Genomic DNA, 18545 nt, shown 5'->3' with positions numbered 1-18545 from the left:
AAACGTTTGATTTAAGTGAATAAAAAAAGAGCAAACCCGGGTGAGTTTGCTCTGAAAGATTTTAAATGAACTATATCCTATACGTTGAGATATTTTTTGACAATTTTCACAAAAAGACTCTCCAATTTATTTCTTTTCTACAAAATAGTCAGGGACCATAGTATTTACGAAAGTATAAACACTATCTGAACAAGTTATATGCTTAAAGTCCATCAATCGCTTGAAAAGGAGTTGATAGTATGTAATATTTGGTGCAATGCTTTTCTTTAAGTGGATTAAATCATTTCTTAAGTCTATTACTAAACAAATGTTATCATAATCCTTTGGATTAGTTTGTTGAAAGTCCACTCCTATTATATAGGGTAATACTCGTCTAAGCTTTGTATTAATATCTAACCATTCTATTTCGTCTTTATTCTTCTTAATTCCATTAATTTCAATTTCCAGAGAGTCTGGTAAAAGTTGATTAATAAAACCTTCTATTGTTGTGCTTAATAGAATCACTCCTTCGGAAGTTTCCTGAAAATATTCTATAAAATTGTCGTAATGATAGTCAGTGTCAAAATGCTGTTCCTCTGTAAAGAATTTATTTTTTAAAGCGTATGATTGCTGGAGATGACGGTTTGCAGAATTGTAATAAATACAAATAGGATTAGGCTCTGGAAATGTAAAGATTTTACTTTTACTACTTGAGCTTTTTATCTGTGTATTTACATAAGTATTATCCCCTATATTACTACCAATAATTGCACCTTGTGATTTGCTTATAATCTCATATATTTGGGTGAAAAGTTTATTAGTTTGTTCCTCATCTAGATCTGTCAAATCATACTTTTTCTCAGATGATACGTTCAAGTTTAGGCTGTCAAAATTGGTTAATGGCTTTAGTTCGACTTGTTTAAGTTGTTTCATATATTGTTTGTATTATATTGAGCTAAAAATTTGAATTAGATTTGACCCGTAAAACTATATTTTCTCATTATCCTCAATTGGAATAAAGTTTATCGGAACTGCTGGTATACTTGGGTCATGGTTTATCTTTTTCCTTTCTTCATCGTAAATCAAGAAAGACAAATACAATATAGCTGATCTACTTAGTTTTAAAAGCCGAAATGTCTTATCGTAAAACAGTCCTCGATCAATCTCAAAGGTTTCAGTTTTTTCACTCCAACCATCCTCAAAAGATTCAACAATTTTAAAGGACTTATGTTCTATAAAGTTTCTAATTGATGCAATTTCTTTTGCGTCAGGCTCAATTGATGAGTCAAATTCTTTTTCAAATAAATCTTTACTTAACCAAAAAAGTCCACGAATAGCCCAATTTTTAGTTATTAAAAACTGATTATTTAACCCTCTGTTTTTATCTAAATTAGTATACCACACTGTTCTAAAACTCACTCTGTATTCATCTAATTTAAGATTTAAATATCTGTTTAAAAAGTATGCTATTTTATCAAACACTGAATAACATACTCTGAAAACCATCTTTATCTTTTCTAAAGTAAATGAATAAACTGAATAATCTAAAGTATCCATTAATACTACATTTTTATCAGCAAAATGAGGATGGTAATTTTGAAGAGCCTCATAAAACAGAAATCTTGCACTGGTATATTCCTGTTTTAATTGATTAAACATGCTTTGAAAAAATAGCTTTTCATTTGGGTTCCATATCAATGTCGGAATGAATAAGGAATCTTCCGCGATAACACTTTCTGTAAGAATATCATTTAAGGGATTTATAAACAGCTTATTAATTGCGCACCATTCCTTATACTCCTTCTCATTCTTCTTAATACCTCGATAGAAATTATTATAGCTTCTAAAATCGTTTAAGTCATCAACAGAAAAAGCATTTTCGATCTGTTGTATCATTTCACCGAAAGCATACTTTGCTTCATTGTATACCTGTTTTGATAACATTGCATTCATGAGATCTTTTCTTGCATATTTCATGAACATAAATTGTTGTATTGGATCAAAGATTACCCTAGCATAATAATACAAGCCAAAGCCTCGGTTGCCAATTGCCATACCAAAATCGTTGTTTATTTCTAAACATTGATTAAAATACTCTTGTGCTTCGGAAAATCTACCAATATGACTAAAGAGATTTCCAAGATTAGTTAATATTTGACACTTATTAAAATCGTCGTCAGTCTCTGCCATCAAATTGTTGGCAATCCTCAAATGTATAATCTGCTTTTCCAACTCTACCGTTTCTAAAGGAAACTCTTCGTTAGGGAATTTTATCCGTTGGATATATGACCACGCATTACTAATATTATAATTCAAGAGGCCCCTTTCTCTGTCACTAAAGTTTTCACTCTCTATGAATGTTAACGATACTTCAATACTTTTTTCAAGCTGCGAAAGATCATTTCCCTCTCCGGCATTTTCAATTAATTCTCCTAAAATACCAATAATTTCAAGAGGGACTTTCCCCTCAAAATCAATTATATTCATTGTTCGCAAAATGTTAATGGTTGAAAAAAATAATCAGGTTATTAGAAGAGGTAGTATTGGGGAGTATATAATAAACAATGGATTTAACTTCCACTATTTCTTTAACCAGTATAACTTGTCTTCGTATGTATAGTTTGACCTAATGAATGACTTTACATCAAAGGCATTTCCAAAGTCTTTCATTAATTGGCTTTCAATACTCTTCCTGTATTCACGAATTTTTTCATGGTTTTGTATACCCAAGCTTATCAAAGATAAATCTCGTTCCTCTTGACTCTTACCTTTTATATTGTGCGATATTTCATTTAAGAGGAAAATATTTAATTCAAGTAAAATGTCAGATAGTTTTTTACTAAGCCAAAAGGAGACGTTAACAGATGTTCCAACAAGTATTACAATTGAATTAAAATGATCTTCACCTGTGGCACAAATTCTATTACATAAAGCACCATTATCTAGTTTTACTTGTATACTTAATTCATTAGATAAGTTCAGAATCTCCTCTTGAGCATAAATCCTGCGTTCAATTATCTTTTTGTAATATTCCTGTTTGTAGTTTAAACTTTGAATTCTAAGACTAACTAATCCCGTTAAAATTGCGGATAAAACTGAACTTGATATTACAAGGGTTATTGCTTCTGTTACAGTCATAATTTTGAGATTGACTTATATTTATTTTTACATTTTCCGTAATTAATTTATTCTGACCTCTTCCCGAAAACTGTCTTTATTTGCCATTACTGCTAATCTTCAAATATACGAAATTTCATATATAAAGCTACTTTCATGCTGCTTTTCAGTTTCTTACAAATTATTTTCATATCTCTCCCAGAGAAAGAAGAAAAGTGAGCCAACCAAAACAACTACCCCTTATATACATATTGTTTTGGTTATCTCTATAGATATAGATTTATAAGTAAACCTAACCAAATAAATACATATATATAGGAGAGATTTTGGTTGGCTGGGTTAGATCAGGCATCAAGAGCCTCACCAACTATTTTCCTTTCTCCGGATTCAATAGGAACAAATGTATTCCTGAAATTGATCATCACTTCTTCACCAGTATCCTCATTAACATAAGAATAAGGCTCACACTCTTGTTTAATGATTGTACCAGGCATCTGTTTACCTATCATCATCTTACAAGTAGCTTCATCAAAGGTAGTACTCATCCAACATCTCTTTAAGGTAGCATAATGCCTGCCGGTAGTTTCTGAAACGTTAAACTCAATTTCATCTGATTGAAGCTGAATAGCAAAATACTCTCTTCCTTCCAAGGATTTTCTCTTTTGGAATGCAATTACGTTTACCATCGTTTTAAAAGGTTTTAGTTAATAAATAATTACCGAGAGACAGACTTAATGCTATAGTTTAAACTTGAGATATTTAGAAATTAGTTAGGCAACTAATCCTAAAAAGTATCTAAATTTAGGCTGATACTTTCTTACTCTCATTTAAACCATAGGGGGATAAGGCCATATCTCGGAATCGTAGGGGTCTAACTACAACCTAGGGCCGGGGGTATGTGGATAAAATCGAAAATTGTATGGATAACTTCTTACAGGATATTAGTAAAAATTGCATTGCGTACATTCTGTACAATATTATTATCGTATTTCTCAATAGTCTATTAAATCAAAAGCGAAGACTACAACTTTATATAGAGCCATTCATGGACAGCGCCAAATTTAGTTATATATTTAATTTTCAATTCTTTAGAGTTTAGAATTATGACTTTATAATTCAACTCTGAAGTTACCTCTCCCCACCTTAACTGGCTATCTTCAAAGAGAAACTTTAATTCCATAGTTGATTCCGTATACTGATACTTAAATTTCGTAATTAATGAATCGCCTTCTTTTGAAAAGCCATCTCTATCAGAAGTAAAATGCAGTGTTCCCACTTCATCATTCGGATTAAATTCTTCATATACTAATACATTGTTCCCAACACTGGTTACACTATTATGGTACATTGCTAAGCCCCATTTACCTAATAATTTATTAGTTTCTACATTATCCTTTTTGCAAGAACTAAAGCAGAATAAACATATCCCAATAAAAGTATAATAGTACTTCATTAAAAAATTTGGTTTGAAAATTGTCGTCAGAAAGCGTGTTTAACGCATATTAAAACGTAGCTGAAAAATGAGACCTGGACTGTAAAATATTATTATCCTATCTCTCAATGGTCTGTTAAATCAAAAGCAAGAACTACATCTTTCTAAGGGTATATTCTATAAAATAATCATATTGCTGCCCGGTGCTGCCATCACCAGTTCTTAATATAAGCTCTTTAGAAGTCGAGGAAACAACCTTAAAATCTTGAGTAATAGAACCAAAGCCTCTTGGATCTTTAAAACTTAAACTTAATAGCTTTGTTGATTCTATATAATTTGTTGATGCTGTATAAAAATAATATGTAAACTTATGAGGTACCCCATAGCCCAAAATATAGCCCAACGATTCCCCCTGAATAGAGTTTTTGCATTTATAAAAGCCCTCACTATGAGAAGTAAAATTATAAGTAACCAACTCATCAGCAGGATCAAATTCACCAGACGTCCATGGAAAATTTGATTCAACTTTGTAAAGGCTCCATTTTCCTAATAATTCATTATTTCTTAATACTTCATTAGTTGCTAAGTCATCTTGTTTTCTAAGCGTATGTGTATATTGAGTAGAAACACCATCAATTGAATCCATGCCGGTTAATATAAGTTCTTTAGAAGTCAAGGATATAATCTCCCAAAGGACTATATAATCACCATAGACTCCCTTTGAAGTTTCCATGTCTTTATAGGTTAACTTTAATTGCTTTGTTGATTCTTCAAAAAAATATTCAAATTTTACTATTCCTTCTTCGTCCGATCGGCCTTTCAAAAAGCCTTCTTTATCCGAAGTAAAATTATAAATCGCAATCTCATCAGCAGGATCAAATTCGTAAACAGCATACTTTCCTTCCGCACTTACTTTTGTTTTGTAAATACTCCATTTTCCTAATAATTTATTAGTTCCTACGTCATCTTTTTGGCAGGAACTAAGAAAGAAGAAGCATATCCCAAATAAAATATAATGGTGAAAGTATTTCAATTTTAAAATATTCATAATAGATCTGTATTGTCTTCTAAAAAGGGTTATTGAAGGTTACTTTTAACAAATAAGATTCTGTAAATTAGCCATTTATAGTTTAACAAGCGTTTTCTCCGAAACCCGATTTGCATTTGCATAATCCGAGTAATAGCTCGTTTTGAGCTTCATCTGCTTGGAATTTAGTGAGATTACTTCGTAAACATAACTGAGGTTATACTTATCAATAATGGTTATTTTTTTTGTAGATTCTGTATAAGTGTATTTACATGTAAGAACTTGGCTTCTTAATTTATATAAGACTTCATCTTTAGAAGTGAAATGGAGGCTCATAGATTCATCAGACGGATTATACTTGTCTTCTCCTTCATACTTCTTGACGCCTCCACTTTCTTCATAATAATAATCAGTCGATAACGACCACTTCCCTATAAACTTCTTTGGGGTTATGTCTTTGTTGTCACATGATGCTAAAAATATTAAGAAGGGGAAAAGGTAAAAACCTTTTAGAGAACTCTTAACGGTATATAGTCTAAAAAGCAATTGGGTAATGCTCGTCAAAATTGTTGAGTTATGCACCCGGTATTTTTTATCCATGTCTTTTTGTCTTAGATAATTGGTAGAACCCCATGTTTTAAACTAAAATTGTCACATTCTGCTTTTTAACATTTTTGCATATTCTCGTTTATCTTCCATCTCACTTGCTATTGAATCAAAGCCCTCTTGGGAAAAACAAACTGCCAGGTTGTTAAAAGCATCATTGTTGATAGGCATGTTTATTAATGCCTTTTTAAAATAGGTTATAGCACCCTCAATATCATCCTCCCTGTAAAGTTTTGCTCCCATTCCTACCATTTCATCAGTTTTTCCAGCGATTTCCCATCTTTCCTTTAGTGAATATGCTTTCCAAACTTTTATATAATTATCCATATCTTTAAAAGTTGGAATTTGTGATAGCATTTCATTCTCTTTACTTAGATTAAAATATGAGTATTTATCTTGGATCCAATCCAAGCCAAAATCTTGAGGCTGTATATAAGCTTTGATTGGGAAACTGGAAACATAAACCTTCCAATTGGGAAACTTAGATCCTCTTTGTAGTAGCTTTTCAAACGGAAGTTTGTCTTTTCCCCAAAATGGAGAGGCGGCTATCCAATTAATCAGGAATATTAGACTTCTCTTTAATTCCTCCGAAATATTATCATCCAAGCACTTCTTCAAATTATTGTGAAAAAGAATAAGCTCTGGTTCACGGATCCAAAAACACAAACCTTTACCTTCAATATCTTCTATGATTAAACTTTTTGAATTGCAAAAAGGATCAGGTATTAATTTCGACTCAATCAATTCATTAATAAGCCTTATGTATCCATTTTCAAACTTATAATTCCGATAAAAATCTTCCATTATTTATTTAATTAAATCTTGTAGGTATATTAAACTTGCTCTTTATGTACCAGCTCATTAACGCAGTGTTCTGTAGGTAGATGGTCAAACGACTTTCTATATGAGCATATATTAATGAGTTGTTTCTTAGATAAGATTGTATCCGTAATTCTTACAATACTCCTTTTCACAAATCAATTATTAATATTTGTACATAACACCCGTTACACTAGCTTTAGGGGCACCACTCAATGTCTCACGGTTGTTACCCGCTTTACTGGTCGTTGTCAAAATGAGTATAGCATGGCATCCTTGTTTAGCAGCGTCTCTTTTGAGTTTATCCATTGCCTTCTTCTCTAATTTTCCTACATTAGTTGTGTAACTCCAGTTATTTTGGGCCTTAGCCATAATTTCTCCAACGCGTGTTAAGCCTGCAACATCGGACTCAAGATTTGTGATTATTACTTTTTCCCAATCTTGTTCTCCATTAATCTCAATTTTTTCAGAGACCTTTTGGGTTCTCCCACTTTCAAATTTTATTTCAGAGACCAAATTCTTAGATAATGAATTAATCATATCCTCTCCGGAATACTTAAACTTAATGGTTCTATCTCCCATTTCGGTTACTTTCCCCTCAATGGTTTCTCCTTTATGAGTGCGGATGATATCCTGTGAAAATGCGGTGATACCCGACATAGTTACAGCTAGAGTAAAAATAAATTTCTTCATTGTTTATTTTTTATATTTTCCTTACTTATCAGGCATCAGGATTCCTTTTTAGCATAAGACACATTTGTTTATTTTTAGAAATTGACATAGTAAATACAAAAAACGTGGGCTAATTCCCTTTGCCTGTAACAGAGGTTCGACCAAGAACCCACAACACAAAGCAAAAAGGAACGCCCACGTTTTCGTAGGCGTTTCCACTTTTCACTTTCCCCGTGTTGCTAAAAATTTGGTCGATTTCTGTTACGGGAAAATCTTAAAGCGAAACGCTAATATTTTATATGTCTTTCTACAGTTTTATCTCATCCAATATTTTTTGGTACGATACAAATATAAATATTCTTTGAAAATTACAATTAGATCAACATGAAAAAATAAACCCTTAACGCCTGGTAAGGCGGATGGTCTCCTAAGGAGAAGCGTTCGCGGTGGTGCGGGTGCAGCAGCAGTATCCCTATAGAATATCTGGTGATGTTCCACAGCTTTGTTAATGCCATTATCGGCCAGGCACCGATAACTATAAAAACCATGTGGCTTTAATTGATTTAATGTAAATTTGGTAAAAATTATTTCCCAATGGAAGTCACCATCAAAGATATCGAACGAAACCTGCGGACACTTCCTGAGAATCTTTTGAATCAGGTAAATGACTACGTAGACTTTCTGAAAGATGTGTTTTCGGAGAATATCCCGGAGTGGCAAAAGGAGGAAGTTTTAAAGCGAAAAAGAGAAATGGACAACCATCCTGAAATTGCTATTAGTGAGCAGGATATGTCTCTTTTTCTAAAAGAGCTTGAAGGTTAGGGTGTAATATGAACTGTGTAAGTTAGACCTCAATAGAAATCTTTACTTTTCCTCCTAATCCCTTTTCTACAATATCAAATAGTGTTTTTAAGGTAACATTGCTACCATTATTTTCTACTCTTGAAATATACTCCCGCTTCTTATCCACAAGACCAGCAAGCTCTGACTGGGTTAATTGTTTTTCTTCACGGGCTTTTTTTAGAAGCAGGCCTATTTTAAAGGACTCAAAATCTCTTTCAAGCTCGTCTCTCCGTTCGGTTCCTACTGCTCCGTAAACATTATCCTTTATCTCCTTCCAGCTTTTAGTTTCCATATCAATTAGATTTTTGTTCGTAATATTCATCCATAATTTTTAACGCTCTGTCTATTTCATTCTTAGGGGTTTTCTGTGATTTTTTCTGAAATCCATTCATCAAAACCACCAATTTCTCCCCATCAAAAAAACAGAATACTCTCCAGATGTTAGAGCCGAGCTGAATCCTAGCTTCGTACAATCCGTTAGTTCCAACTAAATGTTTCAGATAATTGGCCGGAACGCGTTCCAGAGTTTCTATAGCTTCAATTATCTTAAAGATTTTGTCCTGAACCTTTCGTGGTTGTTCAGTGAGAAAATCCTCAAAGTAGTTTTTAAAAGCTATGACTTCCCTTACTTTCATTTTACAAAGGTAATTTATAAGTTACATTTTTGCAAATCTGTGATTTTCCGGAGAAAAGAAAAAAAAGCAAGCCAACCAAAATCCTATCCTATATATACATATTGTTTTGGTTGACTTTAAATGTATATACATAGATATAGATACCTAACCAAACCAATACATATATATAAGAGATTTTTTTGGTTGGGTGGGTCAATTCTTTCTTTTTCTCTGCAAATGGGAAGGGGTAAGCCCGACCAGGATGACCCGGCCGGGCGAAGATGATCATTCCTCCTTCATTTCAACCCTATTTAGAGTATAGTAGGTCTTACTCCCTTTATTGGGTAGAATACTGAATTTCCAGATTCTACCTTCTTCATCTTCAAACTCTCCATTATTTTCCTCTATGATCTTCTCTAGCCTATCTTTGACCGTATTCTTAGTGCAATCAAAAATATCTATCAACTGGTTAACTACTTCCTGTTGAGAATACTCTTTGCCAGACTCTGGCATAATCTCTAACAGCGCAGCCTTCACATCCATGACGTCTGCTTTTCTTTTGCTCGCTTTCAGGCTCTTAGCTTCTTCTTCCGAAAGGGCCACTAACATTTGCGCCTTCTCATCGTACTTCAAGAACTGGTTCGGAAGCCGTTTAGAATGCCGGTTTTTTTGATAGCTCAATGTTACGATTCCTTTGGAAAGATCATACTGACCACTGTAGCTGATCGACATAGCAGTACTACACTTATTCCCCAGCTCAGTTCCTGTATGCCCCCGCCCTTTGTCGCTTCCTGGATTCTGGTGAATAACGGCGATGATCGTAATGTCCTTTTCTTCAGCCAGATTACCCAGATAGTCAAACAAATCCAGCGTTTCACTGGGGATATTAAAGTCTTTTACGCAATCAGTTATGACATCAATTATTGCCACAAGGTGATCTGCGGTTTTCTCCTGAAGATAATCTACATACGTCTTAATCATTTCGAGCCTGTCACCCCGGGAGAACCCTTTCACTGATACCGGGTGAAAATATTCCTCCACGTTTTCATTCCCACTATGACTTTGAATGGCACTTATCGCCGGGGGGAATTCCAGCAGGGTGTTCCTCTCTGTATCAATGTAAACTACGTGAGCGGGAGAACCATTCGGTTTTTCAAAACCCATGCCCCCTTCAATTGAGTTCCTGTCTGAACACATCAGGGAAGCGAACCCACCAGCCAAGCGGCTTTTGTGGCTACCCTGCTTACCCATTATAGCATTGATGGTGCCTTTGATAATCACGGGGTTTCCCTGAAACGTAATAAGCGGTTCCGGTCTCTCTGTGTTTTTCGCCCTATCTTTGAGGGCTTTTTCCATCTCAAGCATCTGGCGTAAATTATTATCCAGGCTGACTGATGACGATTCGCTGGCCACACTGGAGGTGTGTACCTGAGCATTAGCTAAAGCCTGTTCAAGTGGCTCAATATCCAGTCCGGCTTTAAACCAGTCCGAAATATCTTTGCCCCCGTATTCTTTCAGAGCATCAGGTAGAGTACACACCTTCAGGTTATGCTGCTGCGCTACCTTATTAGCCCCGTCAACACCTGTCGTATCGGTATCGTAGCACACCATCAGATTTCTGCACCTGGATTTCAAATCTGTTATAGTGGCAGCCGGTATCGACGTATGGACACTATCCACCCCTACGGCATAGATGTCCTTGTGATTTAGATTCACATTGGTCACGAAGGCATCTTTTAACCCCTCGACAATCACAATGGTACCGCACTTCTTAGGCAGTTGCTGTATTCCCCACACGTCCTGATAGTCTGAAGGCTTATTCTCTTTTCCCAGCCACATATGCTTAACTCGCCCTTCTGGTTGATAGAGCTTGTAGCAGTTGTCGGCTATTTTAAATCCAACAATGAGGTTATCCTTTGATCCTGTATATATATGTCCATTATGTGTATAAGATTCTATATTTAATATATCGTATCGCTCCAGGTATTCTCCTATCCGCTCCGCAGGGCAATAGTCATTGAAATAATTAATTGGAGAACCTGCAATTTTCAGCTCCAAAGCTGCTTTGTTTTCGCTCATTTTTTTGGCATTGAGTTTCATATCTTTTACAATCTTTTCTATAGCCTGGTCATAAGTAAGACCACCTCTCTTCATTATAAAATCTATACAATTTAATGCCTCCCCGGTACCAAAGTCTTTGAGCAGGTACTGCCCGGTGTCCACTTTAGATATGCTGGCACTTGGATTTTTCTCAGCCCGTAAAGGTGATAAGAAAGGTTTCGAAGTTCCATCAAATTCTGGCAGATAGTACTTGAAGACAGCTTCTCCACCATTTGTTTTTTCTAAGAGTTGATCTTTCGTCATTTACAACTTCTAAAGTTTGAGGTTAAAATTTTACCATCATTTAGCTGCTGATACCTTCCTGACCTCTCAAATGTGAGAATATAATCTCTTTTGTTGTGAGAGAAAGAGTCGCCCGCAGTTCTCTGATAGGTAGTTTTATCAGACAGTGGGATATACTTTACTGACCCAGACACATTAAGATACTCTTCAGTATCAAACCCCTTGACCTTAGCCGTGGGTAAAGTAGAACTGACATTTGGGAGCCCTTTTGGGGCTACCTGCTGAATGATTTCGGAGTGTTCCGAAGACGTTTTTGTTCGCATATAGTTTTTCTTTAAAAAAATCTTATGCAAACATAAAAGAAGATAAATTGTTATAAAATACTGATAATAAAGTATGTAAGAGATGTAAAAAAGTATGTAAGGAATGTAAAAAATAAGTGTGTGAGAAGCCCTATGAAGGCTTTCTCCTAATAGAGGAAACACTGATGATCTCTTTTCCCCCTCTATCAAGAAGGCACCCCGTTATGAAGTTGTTAAACTTTTCTCTGTCTCCTTGAAAGTATGTGCTTTCAAAGATACAATCTAGTAAAGTACCTAACATTTCCATTTTACACCCTATGGAATAACTTAACCTTAATCTTTGTTCTACGGGGAGTGCTACCGGGTTTTTATTAAAAGTAATAAGTCTTTCATAAAACTGTCTAAAGGACATATCGTCAAATACTCTTTGATTTTTTAGTTCTAATTCAAATAGTTTCTTTTTATCGGTTTTAAATTCTTCATAACCTTTATCGGGTTCTTCAGATTTTAAAGTAGACGATACATCATCCTGGATCTTTTCTTCAGGAACATTGAAAAGGTAATAGTTTTCTTCTTTTCGGTTACTTATCAGATGCACAAAGCCGGTCTCCTCCTCTCGCATATCACTAAAAGGCTCACGAATAAATTCCTTTAGCTTATCTATGTCATATTTCGGATACTCCTGAACATCTAATTGGCTAAGCTCCTGGATAACCCTATCTATAAGTTTAAAAATAGTGTCCAGGATAGCTTCTTTAATTTCTGGGAACCGTATTCTAATATCTAAAACCTTATAAGCAGCGTGGTTTAAACTATTAAGGACGTTTTTTAATGCCTCAACTTTTCCATTATCAGAACCACACAAGTCGGTATCTGACAAGAACACTTCAAAGTCCTTCAACAATTTTTTTGTGAACTGATCTACTTTGGTGGTATAATAATTAGAGATAAAAAAATCTGCATCCATTTCCATTAACTCACCATTACCATTCTTGGGGAAAACTCTTGAATAATCTGCCAAATCAATACTAGGGGATGTGGCCTTATCTCCTAGAGCTTCTATAGCTTTAGCACTTTGCTCGGAAAGCGGAAATGAATGAAGATATTCAATAGCCTCCCTGTGCAGACTTTCACTTGTTATTTCCTTAAAAAAGTCTACTAAGAAGTCTGTTTTCATTTTTATTAGCTCTTTGGTAAAAATTAAGGACTGTATAATAAACAGTCCTTAATCAAATTTAATGAGTTACTCAAAATCCAGCAACTTTTCTGCAACCTCTCTTTTGGATTCATCCTCAAAACCGGCAAAATAGTTCATGGTGGTCTTGATATCGGTATGTCCTAGTGCCTCACCTACAGCAGCTATACTAACTCCTTTCCGGATCAAATGTGTACTGAAAGAATGACGGGCGTAGTAGGTGGACACATCGCCATCGATCCCTAAACTCCTAGCGTACTTGCGGAAGTTTTGGTTTACGCTCCGGGTAAAGAGTTTTTTGAGGTCGTTCTTCCTTTTGGCGGTCAGACCATGATTAAGATAGGGAAACACAAATTGCTTCCCCGTTTGGTTCAGATTGCCATAGCGCCGGATCACATCTAAGGCAAAATCATTTAAGTAAACCTCAATAGGTTCTATCTGCCGTCTTGTAGAGGCCGTTTTCGCCCTTACAAAAGTCAGCTTGTCACCGGAGATATCTTTTACCTGTAGGTTAAGGATATCCTTCATGTTCATTCCGTTGCAGAAGTAAGAGAAAAACCAGAAATCCTTAGCTCGCTGTTGTTCAGGTGTAAGAGGCTGACCGGTGAATAATAATTTGAGCACATCATTGTCAAGCACCTTCTTTACCTTCCGGGATGATTTGATGATGTACTTCCGCGCCCCAAAAGGATACTTTTCCTTTGGAATACCGGCATCATTAAAGACGGCCCGTAGGTTCCTGAGATAGATGCCCACGGTGGTAATAGATTTGCTTTCTTCGTGCAGGCAAAACTTCTCAAAGGCTTCAAGAAAGCTTACGTTGATCTCTTCAAATTCTAAAACATCCTTTTTGGCGTATCTCAATAAGCACTTTAAAGCGTGCTCATAGCTTTCGGCTGTACTGATGGCCTCTCTGGTCAGATGATGTTCAATTTTCTGCTCAAAATAGTAATTAACTGGCTTGACCCGGCCCGGTTCCTGCAGCGCAACCTGCTGCACATCTGGCTGTATATCCTCTCCCTTAATGAGACTCTCAAATTTAGAAAGAGAAAAGGGAATGATCGTTTTTGCCAAGTCTCGTGCAGAGGATTCCAAGTCCCTTAGCTCCTCCCATATTTTATAATGTTTGGTCTTCTTGTTAGGTTGAGTGGGCCAGATATGCCCAAATTCATTCTCTGTGAAATTATAAGGTGTTGGGATTAATTTTCTTTTTGAATCTTTCTGTGTGTAAACCCTGATTCTTACAGGATAGGTGTTATCAGCATTCTGACGTCTCTTATCCAGCGTAATACTGATAAGAAAACCGGGGTTGATTTCCGCTAGCATAATCGTAAAATTCTTGGCCGATTACGTGCACCCAATGTGCACTCAAAGCCATTGTTTAACATGAATTTTATGATTAATGATACTTTGGTGTATTTTGTAAGTATTTGATTTTTAGATAGTAATAGGTTTGAAAATAGCTCATTTTTTGACTGTTAATCAGAGGGTCTCTGGTTCGAGCCCAGCTTCGGGAGCTTGAAAATGAAAGAGTTACATGAAAATGTAGCTCTTTTTTGTTTTAAGGTGCACCACATTTTGCACCACATTACGGGTCAATTTTTTTTCATTAAAAACAGTCTTACAGGAGCATAGAAGAAAGGGGCAAAAATTGTTCAGGATGATCCGGACCGGATAGTAAGTGCTGAGGAAATTGAACCAGGGTTTAACATATCCAAGATACACCGCGAGGGCAGCATAAGAATCCCTGACCGAATCAGGGGGGGTAGAAATCATCCGGGTAAGCAAGCGGAAGCAGGGTTTTATTAAACCACAGAATTTTGAAAAAGCAGTGAAAAAATATTCTTTTCCCTCCTGAAGTATTTCCCCGCCTTTGCATGCTTACGTGTAGGTGATAGATATTGCCGGATTCCTTCGTTAAAAGTGCATTTTTAACATAATTTTTTCTTCCGCAATAGTTTTGTTCCATTTTATTACTATTTTTAGGTGTTTTGGTACAAAACCTATGGATTGGCGTATCTGTAGTTAGCGTAAACCTATTAATATTGAATGCATTATGTCTGGTATCAGATTGAAAAGAGAACAGGAGGAGACCATTAAGATAACCAAACGCGAAACCCTCAAGCCCATTCTTTTTGAAGTAGCATGGGAAGTCTGTAACCAGGTAGGAGGTATTTACACCGTTATCCGCTCGAAAGTGCCGTCTATGGTAGAGGAATGGGGTGAGAATTATTGCCTGATCGGGCCTTATTTCCCGCAAACCGCCAGCATTGAGTTTGAAAGACTCGATCACGATGATTCCCTTTTTTCCCGGATTGCCCGTGATCTCCGTGCAAAGGGAATAGAGGCGTTTTACGGGCGCTGGCTGGTGACGGGAAACCCGAATATTATCCTGGTGGATTTCAACCAGGCCCTGGCTAAAATTGATGCCCTTAAGTATGATCTTTGGGAGCGGCACCGGATTTCTACATTGAACAGTGAGCTGCTGGTCAACAGTGTCATTGCCTTTGGCAGCATGGTGAAAGATTACATTACGGCATTTGCCGAGGCCAAGCCGAGAAGCCAGGAGTGTATTGTGCATTTCCACGAATGGATGGCCTCAACGGCCCTTCTTGACCTGAAGAAAGACAATGTGAATGTGGCTACCGTTTTTACCACCCATGCCACCATGCTGGGGCGGTACATTGCAGGAAATGTGGACGACTTCTACGAAAACCTGCCCGGCTATGACTGGGAGAAGGAAGCCCGGCACTACGGGATAGAAGCCCAGGCTACCATAGAAAGGCTTTCGGCGCAGCAATGTAATGTGCTGACCACGGTTTCAGAAGTTACCGCCCGCGAGTGTGAAGTGTTTTACGGGAGAACCTGCGACCTGATCCTCCCTAACGGACTTAACATTACCCGTTTTGCCGCTACGCACGAGTTTCAGAACCTGCACCTGAAATACAAGCAGAAAATCAACCAGTTTGTGATGGGGCATTTTTTCCAGAGCTACTCCTGGGATCTTGATAATACGCTTTATTTCTTTACTTCCGGACGGTACGAGTTTAAAAATAAAGGATATGACCTGACGCTGGAAGCCCTGAAGCGGCTGAATTTCAAAATTGTGCAGTCGGGCCTGGATATTACCGTGGTCATGTTCATTATTACACGAAACCCGGTATTTTCCATTGACCCCCAGGTGCTGCAGTCAAGGGCAGTAATGGAAGAGATCGAGGAAACCTGCAAGTCGATTGAGAAAGAAGTGGGTGAGCACCTGTTTCATGCGTCGGCTTCCAACGAAGATACCATCATGCCCGACCTCAACCAGTTTGTGAGCGAATACTGGCGGCTTCGTTTGCGCAGAACCATCCAGACCTGGAAAACCAAGATGCTGCCGCGAACAGTAACTCATATTTTAAAGGAGAAAGACGATATCGTACGGTTTTTTGAGCAGACCAACCTGCAGAACCACCAGCAGGACCGCGTAAAGTTTGTCTACCACCCTGACTTTATCTCCTCTACCAACCCGCTTTTCGGGCTGGAATACAGCCAGTTTGTAAGGGGCTGCCACCTGGGGATTTTCCCGAGCTATTATGAGCCGTGGGGGTATACGCCTCTTGAATGTATTGTAAGGGGTATCCCTACAGTTACCAGTGACCTCTCGGGCTTCGGAGATTACATCCAGGGACTCATGGCAGACCACGAAAATATGGGTATTTATGTGGTGAACCGGAAAGAATATAATTTTGACAAAGCGGCCGATCAGCTGGCAGATATCATGTTCAAGTTTGTTACCCTGAACCGGAGAGAGAGAATTATGCAGCGAAACCGGGTAGAGAATATTTCAGATGTCTTTGACTGGACCAACCTGCGGTCGTATTACGACACGGCCCATGACCTGGCTATCAAGAAAAAAGGCCGGTAACTGAACGCAGAACGTGCCTGAAAAATCCGTAAACAGCTTTGTTTGCTGCCGGGTTTTTCAGGCACGTTTGTTGTTTTCAGTCAGTAGATCACCCCTGAATTCCGGGATTACGATGCACCGAACAGCTTCGTGAGAATAGTTACGGTATTCGCGATATCTTCTTCTGTAGTGAATTTGCTGAAAGAGAAGCGTACATTGGCGCGGTCATTGTCGAGCTTCAGCGCATTCAGCACATGAGAGCCCTGGTTGGTACCGCTGGAGCACGCGCTGCCGCCTGAGCAGGAAACCCCCTCGATGTCGAGGTTGAAAAGCAGCATCTCATTATCGGCATGGGCCGGGAAGCTCACATTCAGAACCGTGTAAAGACTGTTTTCCACGTCTGCCGACCTTCCGTTAAAAGATACCCCCGGTATATTTTCCTGTAAGAGGCGGATCATCTGCGATTTTAAGCCTTTTACATGCTTCTGGTGTTCTGCCAGTCCTGCATTGGCCAGCTCCAGCGCTTTGGCCAGCCCTACAATACCGTACAGGTTTTCCGTGCCGCCCCGCATGTTGCGCTCCTGGGCGCCGCCGTGGATAAAAGGAGATATTTTATTCCTGCCGTTAATATAAAGGAACCCTACGCCTTTGGGACCGTGAAATTTATGGGCAGCTCCTACAATAAAATCAACCGGCAGCTGCTGCAGGTCAAAAGTATAATGGCCCATGGTCTGAACGGTGTCTGAATGAAAAACAGCCCCGTGCTCCCGTGCCATCCCGCTGACCTTCTGAATAGGAAGCAGGTTGGCAATTTCGTTGTTGCCGTGCATGAGCGATATCATGCTGCGCGGGTGCTTTTCAAGCAGCGCCGGAATAGCATCAATGTTCAGCACGCCCTCCTGGTCATTCTCCAGGTAGGTTACACTGACCTTTCCTGCTTTTTCGAGGTGATCCAGGGTGTGCAACACGGCATGGTGTTCTAAGCGGCTGGAAATAATGTGCTTTACGCCCAGGGCTTCCACGCTTTGGGTAAGCGCCGTATTGTCGGCTTCGGTACCCCCTGAAGTAAAGAATATTTCACCCGGTGAAGTATTTAAGACAGAAGCTACGGTCTTCCGTGCATTTTCTATTGCGGACTTCACTTTTCGTCCGTGCGAATGAATGGAGGAGGGGTTTCCGAAGAAATCGGTAAGATACGGCATCATCACTTCCAGCACCGCAGGGTCTATGGGTGTGGTGGCCGCATTGTCGAGGTATATTTTTGTCGCCATGATTTTGTTTCAATGGACCGCAAAATTAAGAAAAATATACCACTAACGTTTGTTATACGAACAATTCAGCGGATTATTTATTTGTGCCGGCGCTCCAGTCGTCTTCATCGTTTTCATGAATAGGGATCTGGCTCAGGATTTTATTGGCTTTCGGGTCGGAATAGATGCTGTAACCGTTAACAAAGATGCCCATCGCGCCGTCGTTCTTGTTACGCATGGCATACAGGGTAGCTTCGTCGTCCAGGTCGTTAAGCCCCGTAAACCGGTAAACTTTGTCAATAACAATGTCTGAAATGTTTACCTTTTCTCCGTCTTTTTTGTAGGAGATATGTTCTTCCAGCAGGTTGAAGTCTTCGGTATAGCCTCTCTGGCGGAGTACTTCCATGACTTCGGATAGTGTTTTTTCGGTAAAGATCATAGGATTTCCGGTTTGATGTCT

General features: G+C 38.0%; 17 protein-coding genes. 2 read left to right on the top strand and 15 right to left on the bottom strand.

What is annotated here, in order from left to right:
• Positions 1-126: 126 nt before the first annotated feature.
• The 8 genes from AB2U10_RS14385 to AB2U10_RS14350 form a co-directional block, all read right to left on the bottom strand.
• Positions 127-912 (bottom strand): hypothetical protein, encoded by a 786-nt coding sequence (locus AB2U10_RS14385; protein ID WP_367916036.1) that lies wholly within the window; start codon positions 910-912, stop codon positions 127-129.
• Positions 913-966: 54 nt separating this feature from the next.
• Positions 967-2466: an LA2681 family HEPN domain-containing protein gene (locus AB2U10_RS14380; RefSeq protein ID WP_367916037.1), complete on the bottom strand. Its 1500-nt coding sequence runs from the start codon at positions 2464-2466 to the stop codon at positions 967-969.
• A gap of 93 nt (positions 2467-2559) precedes the next feature.
• On the bottom strand, positions 2560-3117 hold the full coding sequence (locus AB2U10_RS14375; protein WP_367916038.1) for a hypothetical protein: 558 nt from the start codon (positions 3115-3117) through the stop codon (positions 2560-2562).
• A 323-nt stretch (positions 3118-3440) separates the two neighbouring features.
• Complete coding sequence (locus AB2U10_RS14370) at positions 3441-3782, bottom strand: hypothetical protein (RefSeq protein WP_367916039.1); 342 nt, start codon at positions 3780-3782, stop codon at positions 3441-3443.
• A gap of 335 nt (positions 3783-4117) precedes the next feature.
• Positions 4118-4549: a hypothetical protein gene (locus tag AB2U10_RS14365; RefSeq protein WP_367916040.1), complete on the bottom strand. Its 432-nt coding sequence runs from the start codon at positions 4547-4549 to the stop codon at positions 4118-4120.
• Between the two features lie 133 nt (positions 4550-4682).
• Positions 4683-5576 carry a hypothetical protein gene (locus AB2U10_RS14360; protein WP_367916041.1) on the bottom strand — a complete coding sequence of 298 codons (894 nt, stop codon included), beginning with the start codon at positions 5574-5576 and terminating at the stop codon, positions 4683-4685.
• Between the two features lie 630 nt (positions 5577-6206).
• A complete protein-coding gene (locus tag AB2U10_RS14355; protein WP_367916043.1) occupies positions 6207-6965 on the bottom strand; it encodes a tetratricopeptide repeat protein in 759 nt (252 codons plus the stop codon).
• Positions 6966-7145: 180 nt separating this feature from the next.
• Positions 7146-7673: a hypothetical protein gene (locus AB2U10_RS14350; RefSeq protein WP_367916044.1), complete on the bottom strand. Its 528-nt coding sequence runs from the start codon at positions 7671-7673 to the stop codon at positions 7146-7148.
• A gap of 573 nt (positions 7674-8246) precedes the next feature.
• On the opposite strand from AB2U10_RS14350, the gene AB2U10_RS14345 reads away from it, so the two are divergent.
• The gene (locus tag AB2U10_RS14345) at positions 8247-8474 is read left to right on the top strand and encodes a hypothetical protein (RefSeq protein WP_367916045.1); all 228 of its coding nucleotides are present in this window, start codon (positions 8247-8249) and stop codon (positions 8472-8474) included.
• Positions 8475-8496: 22 nt separating this feature from the next.
• Here the strand turns inward: AB2U10_RS14345 and AB2U10_RS14340 are convergent, their stop codons facing one another.
• The 5 genes from AB2U10_RS14340 to AB2U10_RS14320 all read right to left on the bottom strand — a co-directional run bounded on the left by AB2U10_RS14340 (position 8497) and on the right by AB2U10_RS14320 (position 14275).
• Positions 8497-8787: a helix-turn-helix domain-containing protein gene (locus tag AB2U10_RS14340; protein WP_367916046.1), complete on the bottom strand. Its 291-nt coding sequence runs from the start codon at positions 8785-8787 to the stop codon at positions 8497-8499.
• A 1-nt stretch (position 8788) separates the two neighbouring features.
• Positions 8789-9130, bottom strand: a complete 342-nt coding sequence (locus AB2U10_RS14335) for a type II toxin-antitoxin system RelE/ParE family toxin (RefSeq protein WP_367916047.1) — start codon at positions 9128-9130, stop codon at positions 8789-8791.
• Between the two features lie 264 nt (positions 9131-9394).
• The gene (locus tag AB2U10_RS14330) at positions 9395-11473 is read right to left on the bottom strand and encodes a hypothetical protein (RefSeq protein ID WP_367916048.1); all 2079 of its coding nucleotides are present in this window, start codon (positions 11471-11473) and stop codon (positions 9395-9397) included.
• Between the two features lie 432 nt (positions 11474-11905).
• Positions 11906-12931 (bottom strand): hypothetical protein, encoded by a 1026-nt coding sequence (locus AB2U10_RS14325; protein ID WP_367916049.1) that lies wholly within the window; start codon positions 12929-12931, stop codon positions 11906-11908.
• A 66-nt stretch (positions 12932-12997) separates the two neighbouring features.
• The gene (locus AB2U10_RS14320) at positions 12998-14275 is read right to left on the bottom strand and encodes a tyrosine-type recombinase/integrase (protein WP_367916050.1); all 1278 of its coding nucleotides are present in this window, start codon (positions 14273-14275) and stop codon (positions 12998-13000) included.
• A gap of 730 nt (positions 14276-15005) precedes the next feature.
• Here AB2U10_RS14320 and AB2U10_RS14315 point away from each other — a divergent pair.
• On the top strand, positions 15006-16856 hold the full coding sequence (locus tag AB2U10_RS14315) for a glycogen/starch synthase (protein WP_367916051.1): 1851 nt from the start codon (positions 15006-15008) through the stop codon (positions 16854-16856).
• A gap of 107 nt (positions 16857-16963) precedes the next feature.
• Here AB2U10_RS14315 and AB2U10_RS14310 read toward each other — a convergent pair whose 3' ends face one another.
• The gene (locus tag AB2U10_RS14310; RefSeq protein ID WP_367916052.1) at positions 16964-18106 is read right to left on the bottom strand and encodes a cysteine desulfurase family protein; all 1143 of its coding nucleotides are present in this window, start codon (positions 18104-18106) and stop codon (positions 16964-16966) included.
• 73 nt (positions 18107-18179) lie between these two features.
• Positions 18180-18524 carry a hypothetical protein gene (locus tag AB2U10_RS14305; protein WP_367916053.1) on the bottom strand — a complete coding sequence of 115 codons (345 nt, stop codon included), beginning with the start codon at positions 18522-18524 and terminating at the stop codon, positions 18180-18182.
• Between the last annotated feature and the right edge of the window lie 21 nt (positions 18525-18545).

It is taken from the genome of Leadbetterella sp. DM7 (assembly GCF_040829825.2).
GTDB lineage: Bacteria > Bacteroidota > Bacteroidia > Cytophagales > Spirosomataceae > Leadbetterella.
Note: the sequence above shows the minus strand (reverse complement) of the source record. Positions and strands in the feature narration are given on the sequence as shown.